15 protein-coding genes are annotated in these 15,949 nt (G+C 62.5%); 8 read left to right on the top strand and 7 right to left on the bottom strand.

All coding sequences use genetic code 11. The annotated features are described in order from the left end of the window. Positions 1–72: 72 nt before the first annotated feature. Both AAFO92_RS17895 and AAFO92_RS17900 read right to left on the bottom strand, forming a co-directional pair. Entirely contained in the window at positions 73–489 is a 417-nt protein-coding gene (locus tag AAFO92_RS17895; protein ID WP_347537451.1) for a PaaI family thioesterase, read from the bottom strand. Further along, entirely contained in the window at positions 486–1,508 is a 1,023-nt protein-coding gene (locus AAFO92_RS17900) for a phosphotransferase family protein (protein WP_347537453.1), read from the bottom strand. The genes AAFO92_RS17895 and AAFO92_RS17900 overlap by 4 nt, the downstream gene beginning before the upstream one ends. Before the next feature lie 123 nt (positions 1,509–1,631). On the opposite strand from AAFO92_RS17900, the gene rpe reads away from it, so the two are divergent. Then, positions 1,632–2,318, top strand: a complete 687-nt coding sequence (rpe, locus tag AAFO92_RS17905; protein ID WP_347537455.1) for a ribulose-phosphate 3-epimerase — start codon at positions 1,632–1,634, stop codon at positions 2,316–2,318. Positions 2,319–2,376: 58 nt separating this feature from the next. After that, entirely contained in the window at positions 2,377–3,657 is a 1,281-nt protein-coding gene (locus tag AAFO92_RS17910; protein WP_347537457.1) for an acetylornithine deacetylase/succinyl-diaminopimelate desuccinylase family protein, read from the top strand. Between the two features lie 310 nt (positions 3,658–3,967). Here AAFO92_RS17910 and AAFO92_RS17915 read toward each other — a convergent pair whose 3' ends face one another. Continuing rightward, positions 3,968–5,143 carry a benzoate/H(+) symporter BenE family transporter gene (locus AAFO92_RS17915; RefSeq protein WP_347537459.1) on the bottom strand — a complete coding sequence of 392 codons (1,176 nt, stop codon included), beginning with the start codon at positions 5,141–5,143 and terminating at the stop codon, positions 3,968–3,970. Positions 5,144–5,355: 212 nt separating this feature from the next. On the opposite strand from AAFO92_RS17915, the gene AAFO92_RS17920 reads away from it, so the two are divergent. From AAFO92_RS17920 to AAFO92_RS17945, 6 genes are all read left to right on the top strand, one after another. Then, entirely contained in the window at positions 5,356–6,339 is a 984-nt protein-coding gene (locus AAFO92_RS17920) for a carbon-nitrogen hydrolase family protein (protein ID WP_347537461.1), read from the top strand. Positions 6,340–6,443: 104 nt separating this feature from the next. Further along, the gene (locus tag AAFO92_RS17925) at positions 6,444–9,176 is read left to right on the top strand and encodes an aminotransferase class I/II-fold pyridoxal phosphate-dependent enzyme (protein ID WP_347537463.1); all 2,733 of its coding nucleotides are present in this window, start codon (positions 6,444–6,446) and stop codon (positions 9,174–9,176) included. 27 nt (positions 9,177–9,203) lie between these two features. Beyond that, a complete protein-coding gene (locus tag AAFO92_RS17930) occupies positions 9,204–10,688 on the top strand; it encodes a biotin carboxylase (RefSeq protein ID WP_347537465.1) in 1,485 nt (494 codons plus the stop codon). Positions 10,689–10,697: 9 nt separating this feature from the next. Next, entirely contained in the window at positions 10,698–11,687 is a 990-nt protein-coding gene (locus AAFO92_RS17935; RefSeq protein ID WP_347537467.1) for a C45 family peptidase, read from the top strand. 301 nt (positions 11,688–11,988) lie between these two features. Further along, on the top strand, positions 11,989–12,798 hold the full coding sequence (locus tag AAFO92_RS17940) for a division plane positioning ATPase MipZ (protein ID WP_347537469.1): 810 nt from the start codon (positions 11,989–11,991) through the stop codon (positions 12,796–12,798). A gap of 322 nt (positions 12,799–13,120) precedes the next feature. Then, complete coding sequence (locus AAFO92_RS17945) at positions 13,121–13,615, top strand: hypothetical protein (RefSeq protein ID WP_347537470.1); 495 nt, start codon at positions 13,121–13,123, stop codon at positions 13,613–13,615. 89 nt (positions 13,616–13,704) lie between these two features. Here AAFO92_RS17945 and queF read toward each other — a convergent pair whose 3' ends face one another. From queF to queC, 4 genes are read right to left on the bottom strand one after another with little or no spacing between them, the layout of a single operon-like run. Then, positions 13,705–14,172, bottom strand: a complete 468-nt coding sequence (gene queF / locus AAFO92_RS17950) for a preQ(1) synthase (RefSeq protein WP_347537472.1) — start codon at positions 14,170–14,172, stop codon at positions 13,705–13,707. Positions 14,173–14,187: 15 nt separating this feature from the next. Beyond that, the gene (gene queE, locus AAFO92_RS17955) at positions 14,188–14,901 is read right to left on the bottom strand and encodes a 7-carboxy-7-deazaguanine synthase QueE (protein WP_347537474.1); all 714 of its coding nucleotides are present in this window, start codon (positions 14,899–14,901) and stop codon (positions 14,188–14,190) included. Then, a complete protein-coding gene (queD, locus tag AAFO92_RS17960; protein WP_347537476.1) occupies positions 14,898–15,254 on the bottom strand; it encodes a 6-carboxytetrahydropterin synthase QueD in 357 nt (118 codons plus the stop codon). Before queD ends, queE begins: the two co-directional genes overlap by 4 nt. After that, entirely contained in the window at positions 15,254–15,946 is a 693-nt protein-coding gene (gene queC / locus AAFO92_RS17965) for a 7-cyano-7-deazaguanine synthase QueC (RefSeq protein WP_347537478.1), read from the bottom strand. The genes queD and queC overlap by 1 nt, the downstream gene beginning before the upstream one ends. Positions 15,947–15,949 lie beyond the last annotated feature (3 nt).

Below are 15,949 nucleotides of genomic sequence, written 5' to 3' on the forward strand. Positions count from 1 at the left end.
GCTGTCGCTCCTATCCGGGGTGTAGCACCATAGATAAGGGTTCCAGTCACTGGAAGGTCAAGGGGGTGCCTGTCACTCCATGCGGCGATAGCGGAATACGCCGGTGGCGGTGGCGATGGTCGCGCCCCGGTCGTCGCTGATCCTGCCTTCGGCGAAATAGGTCTTGGACCCGCCGCCGGTGCGCCAGCCTTCGGCGATCAGACGGGTGCCCGCGGCCTGCGCCAGGTAGTTGACGGTCAGCGACAGGGTCAGCGCCATCTGTCGGCGGTCGGGGTCGCCGGTATAGCAGCCGGCAAATCCCATCGCGGTATCCAGAAGCGTTGCGTGCACCCCGCCATGCGGCAATCCCTGCCGGTTCATCAGGACCGGGGCCAGCGGTACCTCGATTCGCGCGAAGTCCGGCTGCCAGGCGGTCATCGCGAAGCCCAGATGCCGTTGCAGTGGATAGCTGTCTTCGATCAGCCGCGGGTCCAATTCGGGCGAGTTCATGCGGTGCCTTTCGCGGCAATGAGGCCCTGCCGGGCAAATTCGGGCACATGCGCGCCCAGCTTCAATCCGCGCTTGGGGTCGCTGGCATTGCCATCCAGCGCGCGTTTCTTCACGCCCTGCAATATCGCCCCCATACGGAAATAGCAAAAGGCGAGGTAAAAGTTGAAATTCTCTATCCGTTTCAATCCCCTGCGCTGGCAGTAGGTGTCGATGAAGCGGGTATCGCTCCGCAGTCCGAGCGCGCCGCGGTCCACCCCGGCCAGCCCGCGTCCCTCGCGCCCGGGGGGCATCTGCCACTGCATGATGACGCCAGCCAGATCGGCATAGGGGTGGCCGATGGTCGAAAGCTCCCAATCCAGCACTGCACGGCATTCGGTGCCCTCGGGCGCGAACAGCAGGTTGTCGAGACGAAAATCCCCGTGAACCAGCGTGCGCTGGCCGTCATCGCCGGGCATATGCGCGTCCAGCCAGCCGATCAGGGCGGTCATGTCGGGCAGGTCTTCGGTCTGCGTGGCGCGGTACTGACCGGTCCAGCGGTCCAGTTGACGTTGGAAGTAATTGCCGGATGGCCCGTAATCGGACAGCCCCGCGGCCGCCAGGTCAACGTCGTGAATGGCGGCCAGAACCCGGTTCATCTCATCCATCACGGCGCTGCGGTCAGCGGGCAGCAGGTCAGGCAGGCGCGGGTCATCGAACGCGCGCCCGCGAACCTCTTCCATGATATAGAAGGCCGAGCCGATGATGTCCTCATCCTCGCACAGCGCGATCATCCGGGCGACCGGCACGTCGCTGTGGGCCAGGGCCCGCTGCACGCGGAATTCCCGATCGACCGCGTGCGCGGATTTCAGAAGGATACCGGGCGGCTTGCGGCGCAGCACATAGGGGCCGCCGGGGCCAGACAGCCGAAAGGTCGGGTTCGATTGCCCGCCTTCGAACTTTTCGGCGGTCTCGACCTGTCGCGCGCCGGGAATGCGCGCGGTGATCCATTCGGAAACGGCTGCTATCTCTTCTGGTGTCATCCGGGCCACCGTCATTCTCAGGCCGGAAGTTGGCACAAAGCACGTGCAGGATAAAGACCTTGACCTTGCAGGGCGTGTTGCGCATTAGCAGGGCATGTTGCTGCAGCTTGGGGAGTTCGGGCCATGAGTTTCGACCGCAAGATCAAGATCGCCCCGTCGATCCTGTCGGCCGATTTCGCGAATTTCGGTCAGGAAATCCAATCTGTCGAGGCGCAGGGCGCGGACTGGATCCATGTCGACGTGATGGACGGGCATTTCGTGCCCAACCTCACCTTCGGCCCGCCGCTCTGCGCCGCGATCCGCCCGCATATCAAGACGGTGATGGACGTGCACCTGATGATTTCCCCGGTGGATCCCTATATCGACGCGTTTGCGGCGGCCGGTGCCGATATCCTGACCGCGCATCTTGAGGCCGGGCCGCATGTGCACCGCACCTTGCAGGCCATTCGCGGGGCAGGCTGCAAGGCCGGGCTGGCGCTGAACCCGGGCACGGGGGTCGAGGATCTGGATTACCTGCTGGACATGGTCGACCTGATCTGCGTGATGACGGTAAACCCCGGATTTGGCGGCCAGAAATTCGTTCACAGCCAGATCGACAAGGTGCGCAGACTGCGCGCGATGATCGGAGACCGGCCGATCCATATCGAGATCGACGGCGGGATCACGCCGGAAACCGCGCCGCTGATGGCCGCCGCCGGGGCGGATGTGCTGGTGGCCGGCTCGGCCGTGTTCAAGGGCGGATCGGTCACCAACCCCGCGCCTTACGGTGACAATATCCGCGCCATCCGGGCTGCTGCCGAAAACGCCTGACGGAAACCCTTGCCCGGTTTCCAGTGCCGCCGCATAGTCATGCCAAAGGAGAGGCAGGATGGACGCGGCGCAGAAACTGAGAGCAGAGATCGAAGCGCGCCGGGATGACCTGGTGGCGCTGACGCAGGATCTGATCCGCATCCCCACGCTGAACCCGCCCGGTGAAAACTATCGCGAGATCTGCGATTACCTGGACAGGCGCCTGCTGCGGGCGGGCTTTCACACCGAGCTGATCCGCGCCAAGGGCGCCATCGGCGACAGCGACCGGCATCCGCGCTGGAACATCGTCGCCCGGCGAGAGGGCGCGCGGGCGGGCCAGTGCGTGCATTTCAATTCGCATATCGACGTGGTCGAGGTCGGCCATGGCTGGACGGTGGACCCGTTTGGCGGTGCGGTGAATGAGGGCCGCGTCTATGGCCGCGGCGCCTGTGACATGAAGGGTGGGCTGGCGGCCAGCATCGTGGCGGCGGAAGCGTTCATCGCGGTCTGTCCCGACCATGCCGGCGCGATCGAGATCAGCGGCACGGCGGATGAGGAATCCGGTGGGTTCGGCGGTGTGGCCTACCTGGCGGAGCAGGGGTATTTTGACCCTGGGCGGGTGCAGCACGTGATCATCCCCGAACCGCTGAACAAGGATCGCATCTGCCTGGGCCATCGCGGTGTCTGGTGGGCCGAGATCGAGACGAAGGGCGAGATCGCGCATGGCTCGATGCCGTTTCTGGGCGATTGTGCGGTTCGGCACATGGGCGCGGTGGTGGCCGAGATGGAGGCGAGCCTGTTCCCGGCGCTGGCCGAAAAGCGCACCGATATGCCGGTGGTGCCGGACGGGGCCAGGCAATCGACGCTCAACATCAACTCGATCCACGGCGGCGAGCCGGAGCAGGCGGCGGACTATACCGGGCTGCCAAGCCCCTGCGTACCCGACCGCTGCCGGATGGTGATCGACCGGCGGTTCCTCATCGAAGAGGATATCGGCGCAGTCGAAGCGGAGATTCGCGAGGTGCTGGAGCGGGTACGTGCGGGGCGCGAGACTTTTGACTATGATCTTCGCGAGCTTCACCGGGTGCTGCCCAGCATGACCGACCGGGACGCGCCGGTGGTCGGAGCGGTGGCAAAGGCGATCGGGGCGACCCTTGGCCGCGATCCCGATTACGTGGTCAGCCCCGGCACCTATGACCAGAAACATATCGACCGGATCGGGCGGCTGAAAAACTGCATTGCCTACGGGCCGGGCATATTGGACTTGGCGCATAAACCTGATGAATATGTCGGGATCGACGATATGGTCCAGTCCGCGCAGGTGATGGCACTGGCGCTGAAGGATCTGCTGGCCGGGTGATCGCCGCCCTCGCGCGTCCCACCCGCCCTCCCTGACGCGCTCGGGCGGCAATTTGGGGCGGCGGGATCGGCAACCTTCGGTCTTGCATACCGCGCGGGCACAGTTTTCGCAGGTCGGCACCGGGGCCAGGACCATGCTGTGTGAAGAATCCGACCTTCCATGGTTACAAGTTTTTGCCGGGGTCGTCGTTCATGCGCCAGTGGTCCGAGCGTGAGTGACGGCGGCGCCGCGCCCCCGACGACCCGCGGGCGCAGCGCGGCGAATCCAATATCCGCCTAGGCCTTGAAGCGGCTAATCTGCCGCCCTCGGTTCACCCGGTTGCCTGCTTCTTGGCCAATTGCACGATTCCGCCCGCCACCAGACCCCAGACCGCCGCGCCGAGACCGAAGACGGTGATGCCGGATGCCGTGACCAGAAAGGTGATCGCGGCGGCCTCGCGGTAGTTCGCGTCGGCAAGGGCAGATTGGGCGCTGTTGGCGAAAACGCCCAGCAGGGCGATGCCGGCCAGCGTGCCCATCACCAGTGGCGGGGCGGCGGCAGCAAAGGCTGTGATGATGGCGGCGAATATGCCCATCAGGCAATAGAAAACGCCGGCCATCGCCGCCGACCAATAGCGCTGCGCCGGGTCGGGGTGGCTATCCTCGTTCGAGCACATGGCGGCGGTGATCGCGGCCAGACACGTGGCCGGGGCGCCGATCAGCGACGAGATCATGCTGGCCCCGCCAACGGTGGACAGAAGCGGCCCGGGTTCGGCGGTGTAGCCATAGCTTTTCATCACCGCGATGCCGGGGATGTTCTGCGTGGCCATCGTCACGATGAAAAGCGGTACAGCGATGCCCAGCACCGCCTCAACCGAGAAGACGGGCAGGGTGATCTCAAGCTGGGTGAAGGGCGTGGCCGGGAAGGGAACGGAAAACCCGTTCGCCTGCAGGACGACGAAGGCGGCCATCAGCACCGCCGACGGTACGGCTGCCAGCCGGTTGATGCGGCCCACGATGAACCAGGTCAGGATGATGGGCAGGGCGGTCCACGGGGTCTGTGCCGCGGCCTGGAAGGGCACGATGCAGATCGACAGCAACACACCTGACAGCATCGCCTGGGCAAGCGGCGCGGGGATCGCACCGGCCAGACGCCCCAGGGGACGGTAGAGCCCGGCAACCAGCGTCAACGCCCCCGCGACGAGAAAGGCGCCCACGGCGCCCTCGAAACCGCCGGGCGGTGCGGCGGTGACCGCCAGAAGCGCCACCCCGGGCGTGGACCAGGCCACGCTGACCGGCTGTTTGGTCCAGAGGCTGAGCAAAATGCCCGCAAGACCCATCGACATCGCCGCCGCCATCAGCCCCGACGCGGCCTGCGCATGGCTGGCGCCCATCGCGTCCAGCCCCTGAAGCACGATCGGAAAGGAACTGAAGAATCCGACGATCGCGACGACGAAACCGGTCGAAACGGTCTGGGCCGGTGGGGTGCCGGTGGTGCTCGGGATCATGGTGTTTTCCTTGCCTGTGCAAAGCAGGTGCAACAGTCGGCCACGCCGTGTCAATTGCAAATTCGATTGCGGATCGGGCAGGAAAGCGTGTTCCCTGACCAATTGCTGCAGCTGCAAAGCAGATTTGAAAGCGCCTGTGGACTGTCCCCGGCGGCTGTGCAACACTCAAAGTCCAGTTAACCGCCGACGCGGCCAGTTAAGGAAAGACAGACGTGACACCATTCGCGATTGCGGGCATCCAGATGCATGTAGCCGCCGCCCATTCAAACGTCGAGGCCCTGCGCCACAAGATCGACGTCACGATGGCGCGTTTTCCCTGGACCCAGATGATCCTGTGCAGCGAACTGTCGCCATTCGGGCCGCTGAACAAATTTGCGCTGCCGCCCGACAATGACACGATCAAGCTGTTCCAGGAGGACGCGCGCCGCCACAAGATCTGGCTGATACCCGGCTCGATGTTCATCGAAGCGGCCGATGGCCGAATCTTCAACACCTCATTCGTGATCAATCCGGATGGCGAAATCGTCTCGACCTACAGCAAGATGTTTCCCTTCCGCCCCTACGAGGCCGGGATCTCGGCGGGGACGGATTTCTGTATCTTTGACGTGCCGGATGTGGGCCGCTTCGGCCTGTCGATATGCTATGACATCTGGTTCCCCGAGACCACGCGGCATCTGACCGCGCAGGGGGTCGAGGTGTTGCTGCATCCGGTGCTGACCGGCACCACCGACCGCGATGCCGAGCTGGCGATTGCGCGGGCAACGGCGGCGCAGTTCCAGTGCTATGTGTTTGACGTGAACGGGCTGGGCTCAGGCGGGGTGGGCAAATCCTGCGTCGTGGACCCGTCTGCGCATGTTCTGCACCAGGCAGCCGGGCAAGAGGATATCTTTCCTATCGAGATCGACCTGGACCAGGTGCGCCGCCAGCGCGAAACCGGCATGAAGGGCCTTGGGCAGGTCCTCAAGAGCTTCCGCGACCGTGAGGTCGATTTTCCGGTCTATGACCGGTCCAGCGGCGCGGATGCGTTTCTGAATACTCTGGGGCCGCTCGAGATGCCCAGGCAATGGGATGACGGCGCATCGGGGTCTTTGACCGACCCGCGGCTTGCCACCAACATTTCCCCGTTGCCGTCCGCCAGCGGCGACGCCGGGCAGCCCCAGGAAATCCCGCCAGCCGATAAGCTGGCGAGCGGATAGGGGCAACTGAATCGCGCGCCCCTTGCGACGATTGTCTGGCGGAGAACCGGCGCAGACCGGCCGGCGTACAGGCAGCTGAAAAGCGACAAGGAGGAGTATTTTTCATGAAGACGATGAGCAATTACTTTAGCGCTATTCAGATGAGGTCCGACAGGTGGAGCGCCCTGAACGAAATGGCTGGCGCGCTGGCCCGGTCACCGGATCAGAAAACCGTTCAGAAACTCACGCCCAAGATCGAGGACCTGCTGCAGCAGCTGGCACCGATCGAGAGCTATTGGGCGTTCCCCGGCAGCAGCGCCTTCGAGCATCTGCGCCGGAATTTCGAACACCGCAACTACGAAGATCTCGCCTTCAATACCCGGCGGATCACCCGGGCGCTGATTTCCGGCGCCTATCGCCGCCGCGCCATCCCTCTGGGCCGGGACGAGGCGGATACCGAAGAGCTGGAGGACGAAGCGCTGCTGTCGCCCGAGGCGCGCGCGATGACCAAGCCCTATTTCGAGGTGCTGGTTGTCGATGACCTGAACGAACATCAGGAACGCTGGTTGCGCAACTCGATGCAGAGCATGCGCCGCAGCGAGGACCAGTTCCACTACGAACCGGTGATCGTGCCCAGCTTCGAGGACGCGCTGATCGGCATCCTGTTCAATCACAATATCCAGACGGTCGTGATCCGGCCCGGGCTGACGCTGAAATCGAAGAATGAAATCTCGATACTGCAGCGTTACCTGGCGCTGATGGATGTCGAAGAGGACATCGAAGAGATGCGCCCCGAGGATTACGGCCCCAAGCTGACCCGCCTGATTGCCAAGGTGCGTCCCGAGCTGGACAGCTATCTGATCACAGACCGCTCGGTCGAGGCGATTGCCGGACTCGACCTGGGGCGTTGCCGCCGGGTGTTCTACAATCAGGAGGATTTCCAGGAACTGCACCTGAACATCCTGCGCGGCGTGGCCACACGGGTGAAGACACCGTTCTTTACCGCGCTCAAGGATTATTCGAAACAGCCCACAGGCGTCTTTCACGCCATGCCGATCAGCCGCGGCAAATCCATCAGCCGCAGCCACTGGATCCAGGACATGGGCGCGTTTTACGGCCCGAATATCTTTCTGGCGGAAACCTCGGCCACCAGCGGCGGGCTGGACAGCCTGCTGGAACCGATCGGCCCGATCAAGAAAGCGCAGGAAAACGCGGCCCGCGCCTTTGGCTCGAAACAGACGTTCTTTGCCACCAACGGCACCTCGACCTGCAACAAGATTGTCGTGCAGGCGTTGATCAAGCCCGGCGACATCGTTCTGGTGGACCGGGATTGTCACAAATCGCACCATTACGGGATGGTGCTGGCCGGGGCCAGTGTCGTCTACCTGGACAGCTATCCGCTGAATGAATATTCGATGTATGGCGCTGTGCCGGTGCATGAGATCAAGAAGCAATTGCTGGATCTGAAGGCCGCCGGCAAGCTGGACCGGGTGCGGATGCTTCTGCTGACCAATTGCACCTTCGACGGTGTGGTCTACGACGTGCGCCGGGTGATGGAAGAATGCCTGGCGATCAAGAAGGATCTCGTGTTCCTCTGGGACGAGGCCTGGTTTGCCTTTGCCCGGTTCAGCCCGATCTATCGTCAACGCACGGCCATGGCCACGGCCGGTGCGCTGCGCGAGGAACTGCGCACACCGCGGGCGGCGGCCATTTACGAGGCGCAGCAGGAAGAGCTGAAGGATGCCGACACTGAAACCTTGCTGAAAACCCGTCTTGTGCCTCCGCCGGACGCGCGCGTCCGGGCCTATGCCACGCAGTCCACGCACAAGACCCTGACATCGCTGCGGCAGGGGTCGATGATCCATGTGCATGACCAGGATTTCAAGGGCGAGGTCGAACAGAGCTTTCACGAAGCCTACATGACGCATACCTCGACCTCGCCGAACTATCAGATCATCGCGTCGCTGGATGTCGGGCGCCGGCAGGTCGAGCTGGAAGGGTTCGAATTTGTCCAGCGCCAGATCGAGGCGGCGATATCGATGCGCCGGGCGATCGCCACCCATCCGCTGTTGCAGAAGTATTTCAAGGTTCTGACCGCCTCGGACATGATCCCGTTGGAACATCGCATCAGCGGGATCAAATCCTACCACGAGCCCGAGCAGGGCTGGGACGACATCTGGGATAGCTGGGCGCGGGACGAATTCGTGCTGGACGCCAGCCGCGTGACCCTGTCGGTCGGCGGCACCGGCTGGGACGGCGACACGTTCAAGACCAAGATCCTGATGGAGAAATTCGGCATCCAGATCAACAAGACCTCGCGCAACACGGTGCTGTTCATGACCAATATCGGCACCACGCGGTCGTCTGTCGCCTACCTGATCGAGGTGCTGGTGCAGATCGCGCAGGAACTGGACGACTTGCAGGACGATGCCTCGCATATGGAGCAGCGGGCCTTCGACACACGGGTGAAGAGCCTGATGGAGGATCTGCCGCCGCTGCCCGATTTCAGCCGCTTCCATGATGCGTTTCGCGGCGATGAAGTGACGCCCGAAGGCGACATAAGAACGGCGTTTTTCATGAGTTACGACGAAAGCAATTGCGATTATGTCGATTTGCAGAAGGCGCGTGCTGAGGACGGGAAAGAAATGGTCTCGGCCTCGTTCATCATCCCCTATCCGCCAGGCTTTCCGATCCTGGTGCCGGGGCAGGTGATCTCGAACGAAATCCTCGATTTCATGCGCGCGCTGGATGTGAACGAGATTCACGGATACCGGCCCGATCTTGGCTTGCGCATCTTCTCTGCCGAGGCGCTGGCGCGCCAGATGGGGCAGGGTGCACCCAGCCGGGCTGCCGAATGAACGATAAACAGGGAGGGACCAGATAAAATGGCCAAAAAAACCTCGACCAAAGGAAATCCGAAGCCGCGGAAAATGTTGCAGAACATCTCGGAAATCCGGCGATACTTTCACCGTAGCGAGGACCCGATATATTTTGTATCGGCCACCAACTTCAACCTGCTGGGCCTGGATGAATGGGCCAAGAATTTCAAGTATATCAGTTACATAGACTGTTACGATGGCCAGCACCCCAACGTGTTCTGCCCGTCCGAGGCGCCCCATGCCGAATTCCAGTCGATCGAGGACATCAACAACTACCTGCTTCAGCACAAGGAAGTGATTGACCTGATCAAGCGCCGGGGCGGCAAGCCGAAATTCGTGTTTCTGATGTTCGACGAGGAAACCGAGCGGCTGGTCAAGGAACTGGGCGGTCAGGTCTGGTTCCCCAAGGCCAAGCTGCGCACCCGGATGGACAACAAGATCGAAACCGTGCGGATCGGCAACAAGGCGGGTGTGCCCTCGGTACCGAACACGTTGAGCGAGGTGAAGGATTACGAGCATCTGCGCAAGGTCTGCGAGAAGGCCGGGATCGGTCATGACCTGGTGCTGCAATCCGCCTTTGGCGATAGCGGCCACACCACGTTCTTCATCAAATCCGAGGCCGATTTCCGCCGCCATGAGCACGAGATCGTGGGCGAGGGCGAGATCAAGATCATGAAGCGGATTGATTGCCGGGGCTCGGCGATCGAGGCCTGCGCGACCGAGCAGGGCACGATCGTGGGCCCGCTGATGACCGAACTGGTGGGCTTCAAGGAACTGACGCCCTATCGCGGCGGCTGGTGCGGCAACGAGATCTTCTCGACCGCGTTTTCGCCCAAGGTCCGCGAAAAGGCGCGCGACCTGACCTTCAAATTCGGCGAGCAGCTGCGCAAGGAAGGCTATCGCGGCTATTTCGAGCTGGATTTCCTGATCGACAAGAAAACCGGTGATCTGTGGCTGGGCGAGTTGAACCCGCGCATCACCGGGGCATCGTCGATGACCAACCACGCGGCCTTCGCCCATGCGGATGCACCGCTTTTCCTGTTCCACCTGCTGGAGTTCTGTTCGAAGAAGTTCAGGCTGGACGTGGACGAGCTGAATTCCCGCTGGGCCGATCCCGACATGATCGACAACTGGTCGCAGATGGTGATCAAGCATACCGAGGACAGTGTGGACGTGATCACCAAGGCACCGCCCACGGGCATCTACCGTCTGAAGGATGACGGCAGGGTTGAATTCAACCGTTTCGATTATCACCGCCGCGCGGTCGAGAACGAGAACGAGGCGTTCTTCCTGCGCATCCAGAAACCCGGCGATTTCCGCTATGAAGGCGCCGATCTGGGTATCCTTGTCACGCGCGGGCGGTCGATGACACCGGGGTTCAAGCTGAACGAACGGGCCAAGCGCTGGATCCACGGCATCAAGTCGCAATTCGAGGCGCGCCCCCTGCCGACGGCGGTGGAGCTTTCGGAAACCCATCACAAGATCCTGTAATCCGGGCTCATGGACGTACTCTGGCGGGCCATATCCGAAGATCAACCCGGCCCCAAATGGGCCGGGCTTTTTGCTGAATACTGGCCGCACTACCTCCGCTGGTGGGCGCAGGAAGGCGACAAGGCGCGCCCGAAATACCTGGAATGCCGGCGCGCGATGGAACGGCACATGCCGGAAATCGTGCCGCTCTATGACCAGCTGTGCGAGCTGGTGGGTGGTGGCGACCAGCAGGCGCGATTCCTGAGCTTCTACTGCCCGCCGCCTTACCTGTCGGGCTGTTCACAGGCGATCTGGCCCGGGGCGCAGCCGGTGATGGTGCGCAACTATGATTACGACCCGCACGCGTTTGACAGCCTGATCCTGCGCACCAAGTGGCAGGGCCGCGCGGTGATGGGCACCAGCGACGGGCTTTGGGGTCTTGTCGACGGGTGCAACGATGCGGGATTGGCGATATCGCTGACCTTCGGTGGGCGGCGGGTGGTTGGCGAAGGCTTCGGCGTGCCGATCATCCTGCGCTACGTCCTCCAGACCTGCAAGACCGCCGAGGACGCGGGCGAGGTGCTGGCCCGCGTGCCCACGCACATGAGCTACAACGTCACCGTTCTGGATGCCAAGCGGCGCTACCTGACGGCGATGATGGCCCCGGACCGCCCGGCGGTTATCACCCATGCGGCGGTGGCGACGAACCACCAGGAAAACGTGGAATGGGTCAGCCATGCACGGTTTACCGCCACGGTGGAACGCGAACGATACCTGTTGCAGCGCCTGACCTTGCACCGAGAGACCGAAGAGAAATTCATCAGCGCGTTTCTCAAGCCCCCGCTTTATTCCACGGCATTCTCTGTCGGATTCGGCACGCTCTACACCGCGGTCTATCGCCCCCGCAAACGCGAGATGGCGGTACATTGGCCGGGGGCCAGATGGGATTTTCGCCTGAAGGATTTTCAGGAGGGCAGCCGCGTGATCGCGGTGCCGGAAAATACCCCGCAAGGCGCGTGAACAGGCAGGCCGCCGGGTCCGGCTTGAACCCAAGGTGGTCATCGGTTTCTCAGCGCGGTGCGCGCGGGCCGTCGCCAGTGTCACCCGTGCTGCCGGCCGACAGATCGGCAGCCACAGCTTCGCCATATCCGACCGGCCTTTCATGCTGCATCACCACCCGAACTGTTGCACGTGATCACAGCCCGGAAAAATCCTGTCCGAATTCGCGGCTCTTATCGGCGTCTTCCCTTTCCAAGCTCGCCCGCCGCCGATAATGTGCCGCAAAACAAACGGGCAACGGGCAGATCCAGGGGAACGGGACATGGCGCATATCATTGTCGTCGGGAACGAAAAGGGCGGTGCGGGCAAATCCACCGTGTCGATGCACGTTGCCACGGCCCTGGCGCGGATGGGGCACAAGGTGAGCGCGCTGGACCTGGACCTGCGGCAGAAGACCTTTGGCCGCTATGCCGCGAACCGTGCGCGGTTTCTTGAAAAATCGGGGATGAACCTGCCCGGCGCGCATTATCACGATCTGCCCGAGGTGGATCCGGCGGTGCTGCGCCCGGGTGAGAATGTCTACGACAGGCGCCTGTCTGCCGCCGTGGCCGAACTGGAGGCCGACAGCGATTTCATCGTCATCGACTGCCCCGGTTCGCACACCCGTCTGAGCCAGGTGGCGCATTCGCTGGCCGATACGCTGGTCACGCCGCTGAATGACAGTTTCATCGATTTCGATCTGCTGGCCCGCGTCGATGTGGACGGGCGCAAGATTCTGGGTCCCTCGGTCTATTCCGAGATGGTGTGGAATGCGCGGCAGCTCAGGGCGCAGGCCGGGCTGCAGCCGATCGACTGGATCGTGGTGCGCAACCGGCTGGGCGCGCAGCAGATGATCAACAAGCAGAAGATGGGTGAGGCGATCGACAACCTCGCCAAGCGCATCGGTTTCCGCACCGCTCCCGGCTTCAACGAGCGGGTGATCTTCCGCGAGCTCTTTCCCCGCGGGCTGACGTTGCTGGACCTCAAGGATATCGGCGTCAAGGGCCTGAACATCTCGAACGTCGCCGCACGGCAGGAGTTGCGCGAACTGGTCAAGGCGCTGGAACTGCCCGGCGTGACGGTGGATTTCTGAACACCCTGATCCTGCTGCGTCAAGTTTCCAAAGAACGCCGCATCCGCGCAAAAAGGCGCGTGTCAGGCAATGAGTTGGACAGTCGGTACCTGTTGGTGAACCGGGTTCCCGCCAAATCCAAAAGCAGCGATCCAGCGCGCGCGCCCGGGCTGGTTTCCGGCAATGCGGCGTGGGCTGTTTTTCTGAGGAAAGGATCGTTGGTCGCCTGAGGGATGCGGAAAGGAGTGCCAGCGGGAATCCTTGACTTGCAGACCGGGCGCCTCATAATGCGCGAGTGAATTTCAAAATTTTCAACCATAGATAATTCAGGGAGAGGAAGTTCATGAAGGTTAAAGCTTTCGGGGCAATGATAGCCCTTTGTTGCGTGATCGGAGCGGGTTCAGCCTCCGCCGCTACGGTAAAACTGGACAACCCCAGGGTCGCCACGGAAATCCTGAAGCTGGAGATTCTCGGCGTCTTCTACAATGTTTTCTTCAACAATGTGGGCGACGGCACTTTTATCGGTGATACGGCCGGTGCCACGGCCGCGCGCGATGCCATCAACGCGGCGTTGAACGGTACAACGGCCGAATTCGTCAGGATTCGCAATACCGGTGTTACCGTCAATAATTTCGGCGTGCAGACCGGCGCATCCACCGTTCGCGGTGTGAGCTTCTCGATTGCGGGCAACTGGCAGGCAAGCGGCAATACGGCCCTGCTGGCGCCGATCGCTCAGTTTCGGGTTACCGCGGTTCCGCTCCCTGCAGGACTGGTGCTGCTCGCTGGTGGGCTTGGCATTCTTGGTTTTGCCGCAGGACGAAAAAGACGGTCAAGCTAAGCGACGCTGCATCGCCGGATGAGAGGGGCGCCATTCGTCCCTCTTGTCGCTTGATCCGAACATCCGGGCGGTAGATCCTCGCTGCCGCCTCATCCCCGTCCGCGATAGGTCGGCACGCCCTGATCCGGTATCCATATGCCTACCGGTTGTTCGCCGGTCTGGTAGAAGATGTCGATCGGGATGCCGCCGCGCGGGTACCAATAGCCGCCGACACGCAGCCATTTCGGCGCCAGCAACGCGACCAGCCGTTTGCCGATCGTCACCGTGCAATCCTCGTGAAAGGCGCCATGATTGCGGAACGACCCCAGGAACAGCTTCAGCGACTTGCTTTCGACCAGCCAGTCGCCGGGCACGTAGTCCAGCACGATATGGGCAAAATCGGGTTGCCCTGTCATCGGGCAGAGCGAGGTGAACTCGGGCGCAGTGAACCGCACTGCATAATCGGTGCCCGCCTGCGGATTCGGCACTTTCTCCAGCACCGCCTCATCCGGCGACGCTGGCAGTTCGGTCTTGCCGCCCAGCTGGGTGAGACCTTGGTAGATGTCCTGTTCGGTCATGTCTGGAATCCTTTCCTAAACGCCGCGTTTATTGCCCCAGATCAGCACATGCAGTTGTGGCAGGATCCGGGGGTTGAACCAGCGATCCGCAAGGCTGCGTTCAATCAGCCATTCATAGCGGGTCATGATCCCGCCCATGTCGATGGCATCGCTCTCGGGGCCGGGCGGGGTATGGTTGCCCGGTTGCAGGAAGATCGGCAGCGACGGATAACGTGCCGCCACATCGCGCGCCCAGGTGTAATCCGCCTCGTCGAAGATCACGATCTTCAGCACCGTTTCAACCGAACCGGCCGCAGCCAGACAGCCATCGAACGCGGCCCAGTCGACCGTCTCGCCAGAGGATGGCGGCTTGGGGCTGAGGATCAGCGTAGCAAGTTCGGAAAACCAGTCACGCGCCACCGACCCCTGGGTTTCCATCACGGTGCCGTAGCCCCGTGTCCGGCCCAGGCGGATCAGCGGCGCGAAATCCTGGATCGCCGGATTACCGCCCGAGAGCGAAATCGTCAGTGGCTCTCCGCCGGACAGATCGGTGACCTTGGTCATGATCTCCTCGGGCGTCATCGCGGCCCATTCGTGGCGGTAACTGCTGTCGACCGCGTGCAGGCTGTCGCACCAGCTGCAGCGATAGTCGCAGCCGCCCGCCCGCACGAAAACCGTCGGCGTGCCGATAACCGCGCCTTCGCCCTGTATCGTCGGCCCGAAAATCTCGGAAATTCGCAGCCGGATCATGGCCGGTATTCCGCCCAGGTCTTGGGGGTTTCCGAAACCCGCACGGCGCTGACCTGCTGCCATCGCGCATGGCACCAGTCGTAGATCTCCTGCGCCAGCTTTTCCGACGTGACCATGTCGTGGCCGAAGACATCGTTGAGGTGCCGGTGGTCCAGTTCCTCGTCGATATAGCGTTTCAGCGGGGTCAACTCGCGATAGTCCAGCACGAATCCATTGGTGTCGAGGTGCTCGGCGCTGAGTTCGACCTCGACAATGTAATTGTGGCCATGCAGGCGCGCGCAAGGATGATCGTCGGGCAGGTGGCCCAGCCGGTGGCTGGCAGAGAAGTGGAATTCCTTGGTGATCCGGTACATCACTGCGCACCCACGGCGGATTTCCAGAAGTCCGGATCGGCATAGGCGGTCGGGTCGGGGACGCCGGCGATGTCAAAGGCCTCGCGCCGTTCCACGCAGGTGCCGCAGCGCCCGCAATGCAGATCGCCGCCCTTGTAGCAGGACCAAGTGTCGGCAAAGGGTGTGCCGTGTCTTGCGCCTTCGGTCACGATGGCGGATTTGGGGATATGCACAAAAGGCGTGTAAAGCCGAACCTGCGCGTAACCATCCAGCGCCTTGTCCTGCATCGTCTGGAAGGCATCGACGAACGCGGGGCGGCAATCGGGATAGATGAAATGATCGCCGCCATGTACCGCGGCGGCCACCGCATCGGCGCCCTTTGCCGCGGCCACGCCAAAGGCGATGGTCAGCATGATCGCATTGCGGTTGGGCACGACCGTGACCTTCATGTTGTCCTCGGCATAGTGGCCGTCCGGCACGTCCAGATCGTCGGTCAGGGCGGAACCGCCAAGAAACCGCCCGATATGGCTCATGTCGATCAGGTGATGCGGCACCTTCAAACGGTCGGCGGCAGCGGCTGCAAAACCGACTTCCTTGCGGTGGCGCTGACCGTAATCGAATGAGATCAGGCCCAGCAATGTCTGCTCGGCCGCGACCTTGCAGGCCAGCGTCACTGAATCGAGTCCGCCGGAGCAGATGACGAGTGTTTTCATGTG

It is taken from the genome of Roseovarius sp. CAU 1744 (genome assembly GCF_039839345.1).
Classification (GTDB): domain Bacteria; phylum Pseudomonadota; class Alphaproteobacteria; order Rhodobacterales; family Rhodobacteraceae; genus Roseovarius.